Source organism: Flavobacterium sp. P1_E4 (assembly GCF_056405915.1).
This window is the reverse complement of record NZ_JBFUBE010000008.1, coordinates 121,763-139,165: the sequence shown is the minus strand read 5'-3', so window position 1 is coordinate 139,165 and position 17,403 is coordinate 121,763. Positions and strand designations below refer to the sequence as shown.

18 protein-coding genes are annotated in these 17,403 nt (G+C 35.6%); 13 read left to right on the top strand and 5 right to left on the bottom strand.

The genetic code is table 11. The features are described from left to right. Positions 1-79: 79 nt before the first annotated feature. The 3 genes from AC1DY0_RS10100 to AC1DY0_RS10090 all read left to right on the top strand — a co-directional run bounded on the left by AC1DY0_RS10100 (position 80) and on the right by AC1DY0_RS10090 (position 2,469). Positions 80-1,120 carry a GMP reductase gene (locus AC1DY0_RS10100; RefSeq protein ID WP_477188473.1) on the top strand — a complete coding sequence of 347 codons (1,041 nt, stop codon included), beginning with the start codon at positions 80-82 and terminating at the stop codon, positions 1,118-1,120. Between the two features lie 289 nt (positions 1,121-1,409). Then, positions 1,410-2,294 (top strand): DUF808 domain-containing protein, encoded by an 885-nt coding sequence (locus tag AC1DY0_RS10095; RefSeq protein WP_477188472.1) that lies wholly within the window; start codon positions 1,410-1,412, stop codon positions 2,292-2,294. 4 nt (positions 2,295-2,298) lie between these two features. Then, positions 2,299-2,469, top strand: a complete 171-nt coding sequence (locus AC1DY0_RS10090; protein WP_477188471.1) for a hypothetical protein — start codon at positions 2,299-2,301, stop codon at positions 2,467-2,469. A gap of 22 nt (positions 2,470-2,491) precedes the next feature. Here the strand turns inward: AC1DY0_RS10090 and AC1DY0_RS10085 are convergent, their stop codons facing one another. Continuing rightward, the gene (locus AC1DY0_RS10085) at positions 2,492-4,252 is read right to left on the bottom strand and encodes an ABC transporter ATP-binding protein (RefSeq protein WP_477188470.1); all 1,761 of its coding nucleotides are present in this window, start codon (positions 4,250-4,252) and stop codon (positions 2,492-2,494) included. A 144-nt stretch (positions 4,253-4,396) separates the two neighbouring features. On the opposite strand from AC1DY0_RS10085, the gene AC1DY0_RS10080 reads away from it, so the two are divergent. Next, positions 4,397-5,236 carry a L,D-transpeptidase gene (locus tag AC1DY0_RS10080; RefSeq protein ID WP_477188469.1) on the top strand — a complete coding sequence of 280 codons (840 nt, stop codon included), beginning with the start codon at positions 4,397-4,399 and terminating at the stop codon, positions 5,234-5,236. A 193-nt stretch (positions 5,237-5,429) separates the two neighbouring features. On the opposite strand, the gene AC1DY0_RS10075 is transcribed toward AC1DY0_RS10080, so the two are convergent. Further along, a complete protein-coding gene (locus AC1DY0_RS10075; RefSeq protein ID WP_477188525.1) occupies positions 5,430-6,437 on the bottom strand; it encodes an LLM class flavin-dependent oxidoreductase in 1,008 nt (335 codons plus the stop codon). Between the two features lie 430 nt (positions 6,438-6,867). On the opposite strand from AC1DY0_RS10075, the gene AC1DY0_RS10070 reads away from it, so the two are divergent. The 6 genes from AC1DY0_RS10070 (at position 6,868) to AC1DY0_RS10045 (ending at position 11,414) form a co-directional block, all read left to right on the top strand. Next, positions 6,868-8,190, top strand: coding sequence for a serine hydrolase domain-containing protein (locus AC1DY0_RS10070; RefSeq protein WP_477188468.1), 1,323 nt, complete (start codon positions 6,868-6,870; stop codon positions 8,188-8,190). 324 nt (positions 8,191-8,514) lie between these two features. Continuing rightward, positions 8,515-9,174, top strand: coding sequence for a hypothetical protein (locus AC1DY0_RS10065; RefSeq protein WP_477188467.1), 660 nt, complete (start codon positions 8,515-8,517; stop codon positions 9,172-9,174). A gap of 221 nt (positions 9,175-9,395) precedes the next feature. Continuing rightward, complete coding sequence (locus AC1DY0_RS10060; RefSeq protein WP_477188466.1) at positions 9,396-9,875, top strand: cupin domain-containing protein; 480 nt, start codon at positions 9,396-9,398, stop codon at positions 9,873-9,875. Between the two features lie 133 nt (positions 9,876-10,008). After that, positions 10,009-10,398, top strand: coding sequence for a VOC family protein (locus tag AC1DY0_RS10055; protein WP_477188465.1), 390 nt, complete (start codon positions 10,009-10,011; stop codon positions 10,396-10,398). Between the two features lie 45 nt (positions 10,399-10,443). Continuing rightward, positions 10,444-11,052 carry a GNAT family N-acetyltransferase gene (locus tag AC1DY0_RS10050; protein WP_477188464.1) on the top strand — a complete coding sequence of 203 codons (609 nt, stop codon included), beginning with the start codon at positions 10,444-10,446 and terminating at the stop codon, positions 11,050-11,052. Then, entirely contained in the window at positions 11,049-11,414 is a 366-nt protein-coding gene (locus tag AC1DY0_RS10045) for a DUF2200 domain-containing protein (protein WP_477188463.1), read from the top strand. The genes AC1DY0_RS10050 and AC1DY0_RS10045 overlap by 4 nt, the downstream gene beginning before the upstream one ends. Positions 11,415-11,548: 134 nt before the next feature. Here AC1DY0_RS10045 and AC1DY0_RS10040 read toward each other — a convergent pair whose 3' ends face one another. Together AC1DY0_RS10040 and AC1DY0_RS10035 are read right to left on the bottom strand one after the other, a co-directional pair. Beyond that, a complete protein-coding gene (locus AC1DY0_RS10040; protein WP_477188462.1) occupies positions 11,549-12,493 on the bottom strand; it encodes a polysaccharide deacetylase family protein in 945 nt (314 codons plus the stop codon). 6 nt (positions 12,494-12,499) lie between these two features. Then, positions 12,500-12,892, bottom strand: coding sequence for a DoxX family membrane protein (locus AC1DY0_RS10035; protein ID WP_477188461.1), 393 nt, complete (start codon positions 12,890-12,892; stop codon positions 12,500-12,502). 95 nt (positions 12,893-12,987) lie between these two features. Between AC1DY0_RS10035 and AC1DY0_RS10030 the strand changes: the two genes are divergently transcribed. The 3 genes from AC1DY0_RS10030 (at position 12,988) to AC1DY0_RS10020 (ending at position 15,717) form a co-directional block, all read left to right on the top strand. Then, entirely contained in the window at positions 12,988-13,842 is an 855-nt protein-coding gene (locus tag AC1DY0_RS10030) for an AraC family transcriptional regulator (RefSeq protein WP_477188460.1), read from the top strand. A 155-nt stretch (positions 13,843-13,997) separates the two neighbouring features. Further along, positions 13,998-14,651: an NADPH-dependent F420 reductase gene (locus tag AC1DY0_RS10025; protein WP_477188459.1), complete on the top strand. Its 654-nt coding sequence runs from the start codon at positions 13,998-14,000 to the stop codon at positions 14,649-14,651. A 178-nt stretch (positions 14,652-14,829) separates the two neighbouring features. After that, positions 14,830-15,717 carry a carbon-nitrogen hydrolase gene (locus AC1DY0_RS10020; RefSeq protein WP_111408688.1) on the top strand — a complete coding sequence of 296 codons (888 nt, stop codon included), beginning with the start codon at positions 14,830-14,832 and terminating at the stop codon, positions 15,715-15,717. A 104-nt stretch (positions 15,718-15,821) separates the two neighbouring features. On the opposite strand, the gene AC1DY0_RS10015 is transcribed toward AC1DY0_RS10020, so the two are convergent. Continuing rightward, positions 15,822-17,348, bottom strand: a complete 1,527-nt coding sequence (locus tag AC1DY0_RS10015) for a choice-of-anchor I family protein (protein ID WP_477188458.1) — start codon at positions 17,346-17,348, stop codon at positions 15,822-15,824. Positions 17,349-17,403 lie beyond the last annotated feature (55 nt).

Sequence of the window (17,403 nt, the reverse complement as noted above, 5' to 3'; positions counted from 1 at the left end):
TCCTTAAATATTTAACTCCTATTTATGGCTATTTTTTCATTAAATCGATACATTTGTTAGGTAACCATATTTTAAAATCATGAGAATAGAAACCGAACTTAAATTAGGATTTAAAGATGTAATGATCAGACCCAAACGCTCTACGTTAAAAAGTCGATCAGAGGTTTCATTGGAAAGGGAATACAGGTTTTTGCACAGTTCCATCGCATGGTCAGGAGTTCCTATTATGGGTGCCAATATGGATACGGTAGGAACCTTTGAAATGGCATTGGCATTGGCCAAAGAAAAACTTTTTACGGCCATTCACAAACATTATTCTCTTGAAGAATGGGATGAATTTATGAGGAATGCACCCGAGAACATTTCCGATTATATAGCGGTGAGCTCAGGCACCGGAAAAAATGATTTCAAGAAAATAGGTGAAATATTTGAACAAAGTCCACAATTAAAATTCATTTGCATTGATGTTGCCAACGGCTATTCGGAGCATTTTGTGAGCTTTCTAAAAAAAGCGCGCAATCAATATCCAGACAAAGTAATTATTGCAGGAAATGTAGTTACTGGCGAAATGGTCGAGGAATTATTATTGGCTGGTGCCGATATCGTAAAAGTGGGAATCGGTCCAGGATCGGTCTGCACCACTAGAGTAAAAACGGGTGTGGGTTATCCTCAACTTTCGGCCATTATTGAATGTGCCGATGCCGCTCACGGTTTGGGAGGTCACATCATAAGCGATGGTGGTTGCGCAACTCCTGGTGATGTCGCAAAAGCCTTTGGTGCCGGTGCCGATTTTGTAATGCTTGGTGGAATGCTTGCAGGACATAACGAAAGTGGTGGCGAAATGGTGGAAATTGGCGGAGAAAAATATAAAAAGTTCTACGGAATGAGTTCGGAGACGGCAATGAACAAACACGTTGGCGGTGTCGCCGAATACCGAGCCAGCGAAGGAAAAACGGTTCAAGTTCCTTTCAAAGGGAATGTTATTGATACCCTAAAAGATATCCTTGGCGGAATCAGAAGCACTTGTACGTATGTAGGCGCTTCCAAATTGAAAGAATTGACAAAAAGAACCACCTTTATTCGAGTGCTGGAACAAGAGAATGTTATTTTCAATAAATGATTTTAAACTAAAACATCGGTCGAAAGGCTGGTGTTTTTTTTAGGAGCACAACAATAGTTTTTCATAACAGCTTCACTCCCGCTGTCCACAGTATCTTTTATGCCGAACCACGGCATAAAAGGATACTTGCTTCCATCGGGGCTAAACGAGAGATTTAGTATTTCAAAACATTGATTCCATAAATAAATCCAAACAAAAAAGCATTAATTTCGCATAAGCAATCAAAATGTGTTGATTGAATTTGGCAAAGCATTACCAAAATCAATACACTCCTTAAAAACAAATTATAATGGCATCAGGTTTTTTCGCACTATTGGATGATATCGCAGCACTTATGGATGATGTTGCCGTAATGAGTAAAATTGCGGCAAAAAAAACAGCCGGTATTTTGGGCGATGATTTAGCCGTTAATGCCGAAAAAGCTTCCGGATTTGTTTCCTCAAGAGAACTTCCCGTATTGTGGGCAATTGCAAAAGGTTCTTTCATCAATAAATTAATTATTTTACCTATTGCTTTTCTCCTAAGTGCTTTTTTTCCTTTGGCAATTATAATAATTTTAGTGCTTGGGGGTCTTTTTTTAGCCTATGAAGGTGCAGAAAAAATATACGAATACCTGTTCCCGCATAAACATTCAACTACAGAAACCAAAATTCAAGAGTTCACCGAAACCGAAATTTTGGCATTCGAGAAAGAAAAAATAAAATCAGCAATAGTAACCGATTTTATTTTGTCGGTAGAGATCGTAATTATTGCGCTTGGAACCGTGATTAAGGAAACTCTAATGTCCCAGATTGTTGTAGTTTCTTTTATTGCCATATTGGCCACCGTTGGTGTTTACGGAATCGTAGCCATTATTGTAAGAATGGATGAACTGGGTTTCAAACTTATCGGAATGAGTACCAAAGAAAATAGTCCATCAAAAGTTATCGGTAATATATTGGTGCAAGCACTTCCAAAAGTCATTAAAAGTTTAGCCGTTATTGGCACGATAGCCTTGATTTTAGTGGCTGGCGGTATATTTGTACATAATATTGATTTCTTGCATCATATATTGCCTCAATTGCCTTCCTTTTTAAAGGAATTTAGCATCGGGCTTACAATTGGGATGATTGTTTTGGGAATTGTAATCTTATTCAAAAAGATTTTTGGGAAAAGTAAACATCTTAATACATAAAGCCATGAAAATAAATAGAGAATGGCATTTGGAAAACAGAATGCCTAAAAACCCAAGTTTCGAGCAAAGAGTCCAATGGCATTTGGAACACCAAAAGAATTGTAAATGCAGACCAATTCCCGAGAAACTTCTGGAGGAAATGGCAAATAAAAAAGCCAAACCCAATAACGACTAATTATTGGGTTTGGCTTTTATTTTTATACTTCCACTATTTTTCTCTCTCCTATCTGTTGTCTCCACATCGCATAATACAAGCCTTTTTCATTTAATAAATCTTGGTGCTTTCCTTGTTCGATAATAGTTCCCTGCTCCAATACATAGATTCTGTCAGCGTGCATAATCGTAGACAAACGATGCGCTATCAATACCGTAATCTGGTCCTGCTTGGATGAGATGCTTCGAATGGTTTTCGTAATCTCCTCTTCGGTGATAGAATCCAGAGCCGATGTCGCTTCGTCAAACAATAGTAATCTAGGGTTTCTCAATAACGCCCTTGCAATCGATAATCGCTGTTTCTCTCCACCTGACACTTTAATACCGCCTTCACCGATAGTCGTGTCCAAGCCTTTTTCGGCGCGAGACAATAAATTTTGACAAGCCGATTTTTGCAGAACATCATTTATTTCTTCATCTGTTGCATTAGGTTTCACGAACAGTAAATTATCTTTTATGGTTCCAGAGAACAATTGTGCATCTTGGGTCACAAACCCCAACTGTTGTCTTAACTCGGTTAGGTCAATGTCTTTGGCGTTTATTCCATTGTAAAAAATTGCGCCTTCCTCTGGAGTGTATAATCCAACCAACATTTTAACCAAAGTCGTTTTTCCGCTTCCCGAAGGCCCGACAAAAGCAATTGTTTCTCCGGCTTTGGCCTCAAAAGAAATATCTTTTACAGCATAGGAAGTGGCGGTTTGGTGTTTGAACGAAATGTTTGAGAATCTCAAATTATGAATAAACCCAATTGTTTTTGGGAACAACGGTTTCTCTTCGCTTTTCGCATTCATCAAAGCACCAAAATTATCCATCGAAGCTTTTGTTTCGTTAAAAGTTGCTATAACATTTCCAAGTTCCTGTAACGGATTGAATAAAAAGAAGGAGAAAAACATTAACGTGATCATATCTCCCGGCTTGATGATTCCTTGAAAAATAAATAGGTACAACGCAAAAACCAAACCGGTTCTCATAAAATGCACCGTTGTTCCTTGAATGAAACTCAACGAACGGATAAAACGAACTTTCTTCAGCTCCAATCCTAATATTTTTATTGTTGTGCTGTTGAGACGATTCACTTCCTGCTCCGTTAAACCCAAACTTTTCACTAGTTCGATATTACGAAGTGATTCGGTGGTTGCTCCTGCCAAAGCGGTTGTTTCTCCTAGAATTTCCTTTGATACTTTTTTGATTTTTGTGCCCAAAAAAGAACTGATAAAAGCAACAACGGGAACAGTTGCCAAAAAAATAGGCCCCAACAGCCAATGGATATTAATCGCATAACCCATTACAAATACGATTCCGATAATCGTTTGAAAAACTAATGAAATGGATAAAGTGATGAACTTTTCGCAATCAATTTTCACTTTCTGAAGCTTTCCAAGTGTTTCTCCACTTCGTTGATCCTCGAAATCTTGGAAAGGCAATTCAAGCGCTTTTTGAATACCGTCGGTGTACATTTTTGCACCCGTACGCTGAATGATGATATTTGTGAAATAATCCTGAAAATTTTTGGCGATTCTTGACATCATCGCGGCTCCTAATGATAAAGCCAACCAACCCAAAACTGCTTTGGTGAAATTTGCATAATTATGATTGAAAGTGGCCACTCCAACTCCGCATTGATTCAATAATTTACCAATTATAATGGAGTCGCATAAGGAAAAACATTGGTTGATTGCTGCTAGAAACAAGGCTAAAAATAATAAAGGCTTGTGATCTTTGATGTAGGTATATAATATCTTCATTGTTCTTTCTAAAAATTGAAATACAAAACTACAAATATTGGATTCAAAAAATTGAAATTAACCCAATAATAACATAACAAATTGCCGTTATTATATAACACTCTCCTTTGTTTAAATTTTCATTTTTACAAAAAGAAATTAGTTATGCAAAAGACTCTCCTCATAGTAATACTCTTTATGATTTTCTGTTCGTGCAAAAATCACAATCAGGATTCTAATGCAGTCAAAAAAACAATAGTTCGGAAACAGCCCAAAAGTATTTCGTTTCATTTCGAAAAAACCAAACAATGGCTTGCAAAGACCTCAGACATTAAAGAACTTCGAATCGTTCTTGCCGTTAATAGAACTGACAAAACTAATATTGCTAAAATGGATTCTATCCTTATTCCTGGTGATTTAACTGGAGATATAGAGTTTTATCTTCCGTTTCCAATAGCTGTTCCCTACTTGAAAGACATCAATAAAGTCATTTTCTTTTCTTATCCTACGCAAACTTTTGCCGCTTATGAAAATGGAGATTTGATTTATTCTGGTCCTACCAATATGGGGCGAAAAAATGACCCCACACCTATCGGACTTTTTTACACCAACTGGAAAGCCGAAAAAACAACAAGCACTTTCAATGATGAGTGGGATTTACGTTGGAACTTTAATATTGCAAATAAATTAGGCGTTGGCTGGCATCAGTATGAATTGCCCGGCTATCCTGCCTCACATTCCTGTTTAAGGCTTCAAGAAAAAGATGCCAAATACCTTTACACTTGGGCAGACCAATGGATATTAAAGGATGATGAAAACGTACTCGTGAAAGGAACTCCCGTCATTGTTTTTGGCAAATACGATTTTGATGCGCCAAAACCCTGGCTGCAATTGGTTCAAAATCCTAAAGCTTTGAACATCTCGGCAGCCGAAATAGAAAACACAACGAAACCATACTTAAACGGTATTTTATCGGAACAGAAGAAAAGGGAAAAACTGCCTTGAAAAAGTCACACCCAATATTGTCATTCCGAGAAACGAGGAATCTTCACAAGAAGCTCCGCATTGTATAGACTTAGTTTGTCGATATAGCAACGGAGATCCCTCGTTCCTCGGGATGACAAGTTTATGGATTATTGGAGTTTAAAATAAAAAAATGCACTTGGTATAGAATCATTCACAATTCACAATTTACAATTCAAATCCCATCAACAACTTCCTTTGTTATTTTCAAACTCTTCTGTTTATCCTGATGATTAAAGATTGGAGCAGTAATCATCAACTCATCCACACGGGAATAGTTGATAAACTCTTTTAATTCTTTGGTTAATGTTTCCTTACTGCCTATAAATGAACCAGCCGTCATTTGGTTGACGTGAAAACGAGCTTCTTCGCTCATATCATTCATAAGATCAGACAAGGAAGCCACAGGAGGCTGCAACGGTTTTCTAGTATTTTGAACTAAATTCTGAAACATTTGATACAAACTCGTCGATAAAACTTCGGCTTCATTATCCGTATCGGCGGCAATTACATTCACGCAAGCCATTGTTTTTGGCTTATCCAAATATATTGACGGTTTAAAATTTTCTCTATAATATTCAAAAGCTTGAATCATTTGCCTTGGCGCAAAATGCCCCGCAAAAGCATACGGCAATCCATAAGCCGCAGCCAACGAAGCACTATCCATACTCGATCCCAAAATCCAAATAGGAACATTCGTCCCTTCAGCCGGAAAAGCACGAACTTTTGACGTGGCATTCGCTTCCGAAAAATAGTCCTGCAACGCTTTTACATTCTGCGGAAACCGTTGCGATTCGGTAATAAAATCAGGCCGAATGGCTTGTGCCGTCTGCGAATCGGTTCCGGGAGCTCTTCCCAAACCAAGGTCAATCCGCTCAGGATACAAAATTCCCAATGTCCCAAACTGCTCGGCAATAATTAACGGCGAATGATTGGGCAACATAATCCCACCCGATCCTACCCGAATATTCTGGGTCTGACTTGCAATAAAACCAATCAAAACAACCGTTGCTGTACTCGCTACGTGGGCCATATTATGGTGTTCGGCTAACCAAAAACGTTTAAAACCCAAACCATCGGCAAGTTGCGCCAGTTCTTTCGTTTTTTGCATCGTTTCGCTGGCATCGCTGTTTTGCGTAATTATCGCTAACTCTAATAAGGAAATCGGAATCGGGGTTTTCATATTCATCATAAGTTTGCACAAATTTAATCATTACCGCTTAGGGTATTTATGCCGAAACGTTAATTCAATTATAATATTTAAACCGAGTTCCTTTACAATTAATTTGGAGCAGAAGTATTTGTCATTTCATCAACAGTAGTCCCGCTATCCGCTTCAATCTTGTGAACCGAACCCCGGTTCACAAGGATTTTTGCTTCTATCGGGGCTAGGCGACATATTTAGTTTTTCAGGAGGAATGATGTCGACTTAAGATTAGTAAGATTTTGTTTCTTAAATTATAAATAAATATATATATATATATATTTACTATAACAATAATTCAAAAACCGACTAATTAGATACGATGTGCTGCATTGTTGGCACAAATAAATAAGATGGAGGCTATTTTGACAAAGTAAGTTAGTAACTACCAAAAATGACAACAAAAAACATGAAAAATTTTCTTTTTGCACTATTAGCGACTGGACTTTTAGTCCAAACCGGATTCGCTCAAAACCTTGACAAAACCAAATTGGAACAATATTTCAATATCCTTGAAACTAATAACAAGTTTATGGGAAGTGTGGCAATTTCTCAAAATGGAAAAATCATTTACACAAAGCAAACTGGATTTTCCGATATCGAAAATAAAGTAAAACCTAATGAAAATACTAAATACAGAATTGGCTCAATTTCAAAAACCTTTACTACTGTTTTGGTTTTTAAAGCGATCGAAGCTAATAAACTAAAATTGACCGACAAGCTAGATCAATATATCCCCGAAGTCCCAAATGCCAATGAAATAACCATCAGCAATTTGCTCAACCATCGAAGTGGCATCCATAATTTTACCGATGATGTAGAGTATTCAAAATGGGATACAAAAAAGACATCTGAAAAGGAATTACTTGCCACTATCATAAAGGGTGGAAGCGATTTTAAACCTGACGCCAAAGCTTCTTATAGTAATTCCAATTATGTGCTTTTAACATGGATAATGCAAAAGATTTATAAAAAGGATTACGCCCTTTTATTGAATGAACAAATTGTCCAGCCATTACATCTAAAGAATACCTATTTTGGAAAACCTACCAGTATAAAAGACAATGAAAGTTTTTCCTATTCACTCCAAAACGGCATTTGGGTAAAACATACCGAAACCGATATGTCAATTCCCTTGGGAGCTGGTGCAATCGTTTCCACGCCAAGCGATTTAACCCTATTTTCAGACGCATTATTTAATGGAAAATTAGTTTCAAGCCAAAATCTTGAACTAATGAAAACATTAAAAGACGGCTTCGGAATTGGGTTATTTCAAGTTCCATTTAATGAAAAAAAAGGCTATGGACATACTGGAGGAATAGATGATTTTACTTCAGCTTTTGCTCATTTCGACGACCAAAATGTAACAATTACACTTACAAGTAATGGCTCGGTTTTCAATAATAACAATATCTCAATTGCTTTAGTAAGTGCAGTATATAATCAGCCATATGAAATGCCATCATTTAAAACGATATCGGTTACCACTGAGGAATTAGACAAATACTTAGGAGTTTATGCAAGCAAAGACATCCCCCTAAAAATTACATTCACTAAAAACAATAACACCTTGATAGCACAAGCTACAGGACAAGCTTCTGCTGAACTCGTTGCAACTGATAAAGACAAGTTTTCATTCGAACTAGCAGGCGCTATTATGGAATTTAATCCCGCAGAAAAAACAATGAATTTAAAACAAGGAGGACAACAATTCGTATTCACAAAAGAATAAAACAGCAGACAACATTTGTGTTGTGCCACTTGCTGTCTGTAATATCCTTTTGGGCTGAAATTCCAGCCCAAAAGGATTTTTTGCTTCCATCGGTGCTAGGGAACCTATTTAGCTTTTCATCGTAAATAACTGTCTTTATATCTGTTAAGTATTTATATTTTAAAAAAACCACATATATTTACTAGTAAAACAATACAAAAATGCAAAGTCACCCAAAATTAAATGAGGGTATTCTGTAATACAAATAAATAAGTTGCATGCCATTTGAAAACTGAGAAATTGGCATAATTTTTTTTGACAATAGTAACCAAAACTGATTTACTTATGTGCAAAATTACTTTAATAGCAACAGTTCATAAAGAATATGGTAGTTGCAACTCGAAAGAGTTGTATAAACTTATTGAATCAATTGCTGCTGATGCAATTTTCGAGGAACTTTCTCCTAACGGATTTACTGCAATTTATGGAGGATTAAATTCAGGTACATTAGAAACAAATACAATCAAGTCCTACATACAAAAATATCCTATTTCTCATCTCCCTGTAGATTTAGAGAAAAATGAACTAATTAACAAAGATCTTAAGAATGATATTCTCGAAATGTTTGAAATATTTAGACAAAGTTACGAATACAACATATTGTTAGCTCAACACAACATTTTATCGCAACTAGTTGGTTTTCCATATCTAAACAGCAACCAATACAGCGAATTATCTGAGCGGAGAATTTCTTTGGAGAAAATTATATTAAAAAATATAAATCAAGAGAAATGGCTTTTAACATACAAACGATGGTTGGATATTATTGAACTGCGCGAAAACGAAATGGTTAAGAACATTTATAACTATTGTGACAAAAATAAATATACTAAAGCAGTATTTCTTATCGGAGCTGAACATAAAAAACCTATAATGGATAAAATCATAAAATTCGAAACGCAAAATAAAAAAGAACTAAACTGGAATTTCAATTATTTCATTTAATCCCCGAGAGCGTCTGTCTAGTGAATACCAATATATTCAGATAATTATAAATTTGTAATAGGCACGAGAATACAATTTTGATCCCGATTAAAAATATAAATAGTATAATTCCTTTTACTTTGTTAAAAAAGAAGCAGATAAAATCGCCATGATTCCAAATGACAAACAGGAATGAAGAATGGCGATACCATATTCCGCTAAAAAACAAATATTATCTTCATATGAAAATTATAAAATACAATGAGGGAATAGAAGTCCATTTTAAACAGGAAGGAAAAGATTCGAACAATGAACTTTCAATATTCAACTGCATTATTCCTTCAAAATCAAGGACACCCATGCCGCATTATCACTCCGATTTTGATGAAACCGTTTTTGGGGTAAAAGGAAAAATTAGTTGGACTGTTAATGGAAAAACTACCGAAATTGGCCCCGGTGATTCTGTTTTTATTCCTAGAGGCGTTACCCACAGCTTTTCAAACAATACAGCCGAAACTGTGGAATTCCTTTGCCATGTGAGTCCAGGAATTTTGAATTCTGACTATTTTGAAGATATCGCCGAAGTGATTAATGTTGATGGTATTCCTGATTTCGATAAACTACAACTAGTCATGAAAAATCATGGATTGATTCCTGTATTGGACGCTAAGCGCAAATTGATATTTTTTATTTTAGGAATTATCAGGAAATTAAAAAAATAGAGATTTGTATAAATTCTTCCGTAAATGCTCAGCAATGTTCCCGCCCTTCCGTCTTCGATTAAAACCAACAACTTTTGATTCTTTGTATAGAGTTTCATAACTTTAACTACTTTTTTTTAAAACAATAAAAGTCATGGAACCAAAATTTATATGGGCAAACTTAGCCTCAAGTGACCTAGAAAGAACAACCCAATTTTATACAGCATTAGGCTTTGAGCCAAATGGAAAAATGGATGAAGGAACCAGTTTTTTCTTTGGACAAAACAAATTTGTTATCAATTTTTTCGTTGAACAAAGATTAAAAAAGGATGTAAACGGCAATATTGCTATTCCTAAAGAAAACGAAATAATATTTTCCCTTTCTGCCGAAAGCAAAGAAGAAGTAAATAATTGGGTAGAAAAAGTTAAATCGGCAGGAGGAACAATCTTCGCAGCCCCTCAAGATTATGGAAAAGGTTATACTTTTGGCTTTGCTGATCCGGATGGTCACAAATTCAATATTTTGTATTGGCCTGGAATGTAAAACTTGTCGGCAACCTACACTAGCCCTAAGCTTAAAAATAGAATTATGAAGAACAATTGGATTAATCATCCTATAGTGTTAAAAGGAGTTGAGATAGAACTACTCCCTTTAGAAAAAGAACATTTAGAAGATTTATTTCTTGCAGCAGCCAATAAAGAAATATGGGAACTAACCTCCGTAAACTATTCAGTTGAAGAAATATTTTATCCTAATTTCAACAATGCAATGAATGATAGAGAAAAAGGAACAGCCTATCCTTTCGTAATTGTTCACAAAAACTCCAATAAAATAATTGGAACAACACGATTCCTTGAAATATTCCCTAATGACAAAAAATTAGAAATAGGCGTTACTTGGATAATGAAAGAATATTGGGGAACAACCGTAAACCTGGAATGTAAATTATTATTACTCGACTATTGTTTCGAAATTTTAAAAGCCAACAGAGTTCAATTTAGAGCAAAAGACAATAATTTACGTTCTAGAAAAGCAATTGAAAAAATTGGCGGACAATTTGAAGGGATTTTGAGAAAAGATAAAATAGAACCAAATGGAGTGCCTAGAAATACTGCTTTTTACAGCATTCTGGATGACGATTGGAAAAATGTAAAAGAAAGTATTAAAAGCCAAATTAAGTCAAGAATTAAGATATGAACGACACGAGCCATCACGATGAGCGAATGGCCAAAATGACATTCGCTACAGTATATCCGCTTTATATCACAAAAGTTGAGAAGAAAGGCAGAACAAAAGAAGAATTGGATCAGGTAATCGAGTGGCTAACCGGTTACGACGAAAAAAAACTGCAGGAACTCATTGCAGAAAAAGTCACTTTTGAAACCTTCTTTCAGAATGCTTCCATAAATCCTAATGCGCACCTCATTACTGGCGTAATTTGTGGCTATCGAGTGGAAGAAATAGAAAACAAGTTGACACAACAGGTGAGATATTTAGACAAATTGGTAGATGAATTGGCAAAAGGCCGTAAGATGGAGAAGATTTTACGAGTTATTTAGGACAACAATAATAATTTAAAACCAGCTCATATAAAAGCAGAGTATTTACAATCTAAAAAACAAAAAGCAATTCCATAACGGGTTGCTTTTTTGAATTTATTAATCAAATGATTATCCTTTTTTTTAAATCATAATCATTCCCGAATGCTCGTCTTGTCATTCAATGTCATTTCGGCAATTTCATCTTTTCTTTTAAAGGCAACTCCTTTGTGCTTTTGCATATATTCGATAAGGTCTTTGGTTTCTTTAACCATTTGGGGAGTTCCTCCAATACGGTCGTGAAAACTAATTGACAATTGTCTTCTTTTAAATTCGCTTTCGGCATACAGTTGTTCAAACTCCAGTTTCACCTGATTAAAAAATTGATCAGCCGAGAAATTTTTCCCCTCAATCAACACAATGTCATTATTGCGTATGGTATAAGGAACCACTGCAAAATCTTTATTATTCACTTGAACAATAAAGGGTTCATCCCTACTCAAATCATCAATATGGTACTTAAAACCAAGTTCCTGTAATATTTTCAAAGTATTTTCTCCTCTGCGCAACCAATTGGCATTGTAACCAATAGCCTTTGCTCCGGTAACACTTTTGATGGCATCAACTCCGTCCTGAATGAACTTTTTTTCATCTTCATAAGAAAGATTGTATTGTGAACTCCAATTCATTCCGTGTGCAGCGGCTTCGTGTCCCCTTTCCACAATTTCCTTTGCCAATTGCGGATTTTTCAGCACAGCTGAACCGACCATATGCGAAGTTACTTTGATACCTAGGGTATCCCAATTGTCCAACATTCGCGGAATGCCTTCTTTATAACCATATTGGTACCAGGTTGCAGCGGGCAAATCCAGATAACCTTTATCTAAATTTTTCGGAAAAGGACTTTCTGCATTATCAGGCTGACCACCAGCTTCAAATTGCATTGAAACGGAAACAACCAAACGTGATCCGTCTGCCCATTTTGATTTTCTATCCATAATAGTGTTTGTTTTATCGTTTATTAAAAAATTATCAAGTGATAACATACTTGCCACTCCAGCCATACCGGCTTGTTTTATAAAAGTTCTACGAGAATTCATCTTGATTTATTTTAAAAATACAGTATCCAAAGCATAACTGTTGTTGGTTATAAATTGCAGTAGAACCGCAAATAAAATAAGATGCAACAACTGAGAAGGAATGGCATCCCAGTTTTCAATCATTGCTGTACCAAAAAGTAGTATTAGCATTACTATCGCTCCCGCAAATGCGGCAGGTTTTGTAAACAATCCTGTAAGCAACAGTAATCCTATGGTAAATTCGGCTATTGGCAAAACATAACTAAATGGTAAAATCAATGCTTTGGGTAACATCGTTTTCTCAAAATTTCCAACCATCCATTGACTAAAGGTACTTAATCTAGGTAAACGGACAAGTCCGTGTCCAAACATACTGACTGCAATTGTGAGACGTAAAATCAAAAAAGTGTAAGTGTTCATAGCTATTTATTTTAATTGTTATTGATAAGACAAAGTTCCTATCAAAAATTTCAATAAATTTGTACATATACATTGAAAAATTGTACATATAAAAGATGCTGATCAAAAATCTTTACCTACCGTTCGAAATCGGAATATTAGAAACCGATTCATATACTGCCAATGAGCATCGAAACACTTATTTTGAAATGTTTTTCATCCTTGAAGGAAAAGGAATCCAAATCATAAACCAACATCAATTGGAATATGTTCCCAATAAACTTTTTTTAATGTTTCCCCAAGACACACACGGGTTTGAAGTAATAGAGAAAACTACATTTTTCTTTCTTAGATTCAATGAAAGTTATCTAAAAACACAAGACAGAGAATGGCTAAAAAAACTGGAATATATTTTCTACAATCATAATCATTTGCCGGGTTGTATCCTTAAAAACACAGAAGACAAACCCTTGATAAGAGCATTGGCAGAAGCTTTAATAAAAGAACAGAACGGGCAAAATGGCTATAAACAGGAGGTAATGCAACAACTAATAAATACTGTCATAACAATAGCAGCACGAAATATTGCCCTGTTGGAAACAGCAAACCAATACCATCCAACCCAACCATTGTCTGTATTGGGTTATGTACACCAAAATATTTATTTTCCAAATGCCTTAAAAATTGAAAAATTAGCCGAACATTTTAATTTATCACCCAATTATATGAGTGAGTATTTTAAAAAACAAACAGGGGAAAGTTTTCAGCACTACATCAATTCCTATAGGATGAAACTGATTGAAACACGTCTGCTTCATACAGCTTTTCGATTGAATGAAATTGCAGATGAATTTGGTTTGACGGATGTGAGCCATCTCAACAAACTATTCAAAAACCACAAAGGAATGAACCCCAGTGAATTTAGAAAATTGGCTAATATTGATAGAAAAGCAAACGAAACAAAAACATAAATTGAAGTCAATAATCTTCAGTCCTTAGAATCTAAGCGTATTCCTGTAAACTCATCGACACTTTAAGTCATAATAAACTACTAAACTTACCATTTCCGTTGCCTATTTCCATTATTTTTATAACTTTATGATTCAATAACCCAAAATAGAGTATAATGAAAATAGCAATTTTAGGAACTGGAGCCGTTGGCACAACAATAGCCACCAAATTGATTGAATTAGGTCATCAAGTAATGATTGGCTCCCGTAGCAAAACCAATGAAAAAGCCATCGAATTTGTTAATAAATTTGAAAAAAATGCGAGTAATGGTACTTTTGAAGAAGCAGCAACTTTTGGAGAAATCGTCTTCAATTGCGTCAAAGGACAATTTACAATTGAAGCTTTAAAGCAAGCTGGAAACGGAATCTTCAATAAAATTATCATTGACATTTCTAACCCTATCGATACTAGCAAAGGAATGACATTTAGTTTAATTCCGGGACTTTGCAACACCAATTCATTGGGAGAAGAAATTCAAAAAACATTTCCTAATACAAAAGTGGTAAAAACCCTAAACACCATGTGGAGCACCCTGATGATGATTCCGTCCATGCTCAATGATGGAGATCATACCAATTTTATATGTGGCAATGATGAGGAAGCCAAAAACATAGTGAGAAATTTACTAAAAGAAATTGGATGGAAAGACGAAGCTACCATAGATTTAGGAGATATTACAGCCTCTAGAGGCACTGAAGCAATGCTCCAATTGTGGTGGAAAATTTGGGGAGCCACTATGGGAACTTTCAGCATTAAAGTTGTCAATTAATAAAAAATACCTTTGATCATCTTATATTAAATGCCTCCAAAAAGCTAAGACCTTTTTGGAGGCATTTTTCTTTGCTATTTATGTAAAACTACAACCGATTGAACTTTCAAAAAAATCTAAAAACCATTACCGCTACTCTTTTAAAAAATAACTATTTTTGCAGTCTAATTTTTTTACCATGTCAAAGAAGAAATACAAAATAGCGGTGATTCAATTGAATCTAAACGATGTTGCCGAAAACAACCTTAAAAAATGTTTGAGTTGGGTACGCGATGCCGCCAATCAAGGGGCTGAGGTGATTTCGTTACCTGAATTATACAGCAGTCATTATTTTTGTCAAAGTGAAGATGTTGACAATTTTGCTTTAGCAGAACCATTGTACAGCACTTCATTTATTGCTTTTAGTGCTTTGGCAAAAGAATTGGGAGTGGTAATCATTGTTCCTTTCTTCGAAAAAAGAATGGCAGGAATCTATCATAACAGCGCCTATATTATTAATACTGATGGATCCGAAGCAGGATTGTACCGCAAAATGCACATTCCGGACGATCCCCATTTCTATGAAAAATTCTATTTTACGCCAGGTGATTTAGGTTTCAAGGCCTTCCCTACCGAAAAAGGAAAAATAGGTACTCTAATTTGTTGGGATCAATGGTACCCGGAAGCGGCTCGTTTAACAGCCTTACAAGGTGCCGATGTGTTGTTTTACCCAACGGCAATTGGATGGCATCCGCTTGAAAAAGAACAGTACGGTGAAAACCAACACGGTGCTTGGATGAATGTAATGAAAGGTCACGCCGTTGCCAATGGTGTGTATGTAGCAGCTGCCAACAGAATTGGTTTGGAACAATATATTGAAGGAACTGCAGGAATTCAATTTTGGGGATCGTCATTTATTGCAGGACCACAAGGTGAGATTTTGGCGCAAGCCTCACATGATAAAGAAGAAATCCTGATTGCCGAAGTAGACTTGGATTTACAGGAAAATGTGCGTCAGAACTGGCCTTTCTTTAGAGACAGAAGAATTGATGCATTCGGAGATATTACCAAAAGAGCAATCGACTAACATTCTCTTTTTAGAATAAATAAAAAACTACCAACCGTAAGTAATTACAATTGGTAGTTTTTTTTTTAGATTATATGTTTTAAAAAAAACTCAGCAACTTCCCCCTAATTCAAATCCGGTTGGTAAATTTTAACTGAACCATCTCCTTCACTGCTTACTACAACTAAGCTTCTTTTGTTTGGACTTTTGGAAGCTGGAATAAACAATAAACCTTCTGGAGCATCGCCTGTTTTTAATGTTTGTAGATATTTTGGTGCCATTGGATTACTCACATCATATACCATAAAGGCATCGGCTCTTTCTAATCCAACAAAAAGAATTTGCTTATCTCCCATTTTAGTGACATAAACGGCTTCTGGTTCCACACCTTTATCATCACTCCTTCCGTCATCATAAACTCCAAATTCGTATGCTTTTTTGTCCAATTCATTTTTACTGTCAAAAACCAATTGACCTGTAGCTCCATTCCATATTGAAAAAGAACGAGCACCAAATCCAACTAGTTCATCAAAATCTCCATCTCCATCAGTATCACCCATTTTGGTATTGATATTCAATCTTCCCATACTTGCATCAGCTTTTAATGCCGCTGCATTTGGAAAAATAGTTGGATCCAATATAACAGAAGAACTACCAATTCTTTTTACATCTACAAAAGCAGAGTATTCTCTTGCATCACCTTCATTTGCGGTAACAATATATTGCACTTTATTTACCTCAAAATTACTAATCGCATCCGGTTGGAACATTCCTTTTAGTTTCCAAGGATTAAAAGCAATAGCGCCATCTTTATCACTAATATCTATCGCGTTTTCGGCTAAACTGTAATCTTTATAACCTAAAGGAAAAAGCTGTGTGATTGTTTTGGTTGTCAAATCAATTTTGGCAATACCATTGTTCTCCTGTAAAGTTACCCAAGCTGTTTTAGAATCAGCAGAAACGGTAATATATTCTGGCTCGATATCGGCAGAAAAATTATTTGTTGGACTTGCAATTCTAAATCCTTTCGTTTTTAAATTCGATAATTGATCACTAAAACTGGCGAAATTTAAAGTTGTAACAGTATAGCCGGAAGCAACATCAATAATTGAAACAGATCCATCTGGGTCTTGCGAATAATTATCATTTGGTTCTCCTTCGTTAGCCGTTAATATGAATTTTCCATCATGTGAATAAGTAATCATATCCGGCAAGGCACCAACTGCAACTTCTTTTACAAAAGCATAATTTGAAGTATCAAAAATAACCACTTTACCTGGATCTTGCTTGTTTAATGTTGATTCCATAGCAACTGCCAATTTCCCATTAAAAGTTGCCACACTATTGGCCGCTCCATTATAAGGAACCAAATCAATACTGGTCACTAAAGTCGGTTTCGATGGATCCGAAATATCAATTACATCAATTTTATTGGCACTGCTGTTATTTACTGTAAATAATTTTTTAGTGGGTTCATCATAAGCACTTATTTCTGCTGCTCCAGTACCACCAATAGTCAAGGAACCTATTTCTTTGAAAGTAGAAGGATCTTCGTTTACTGTTTCTTCAGGCGTATCATTGGAATCACTACTATTTTCACAACTCACAATTAAAAATAACGCTGCAAGGACAGCCACACTTTTCTTTATCATCTTATTAATTTTTAGTTTTTCCAAAATTACTCCCGATAACCAAAGCACTTATTAC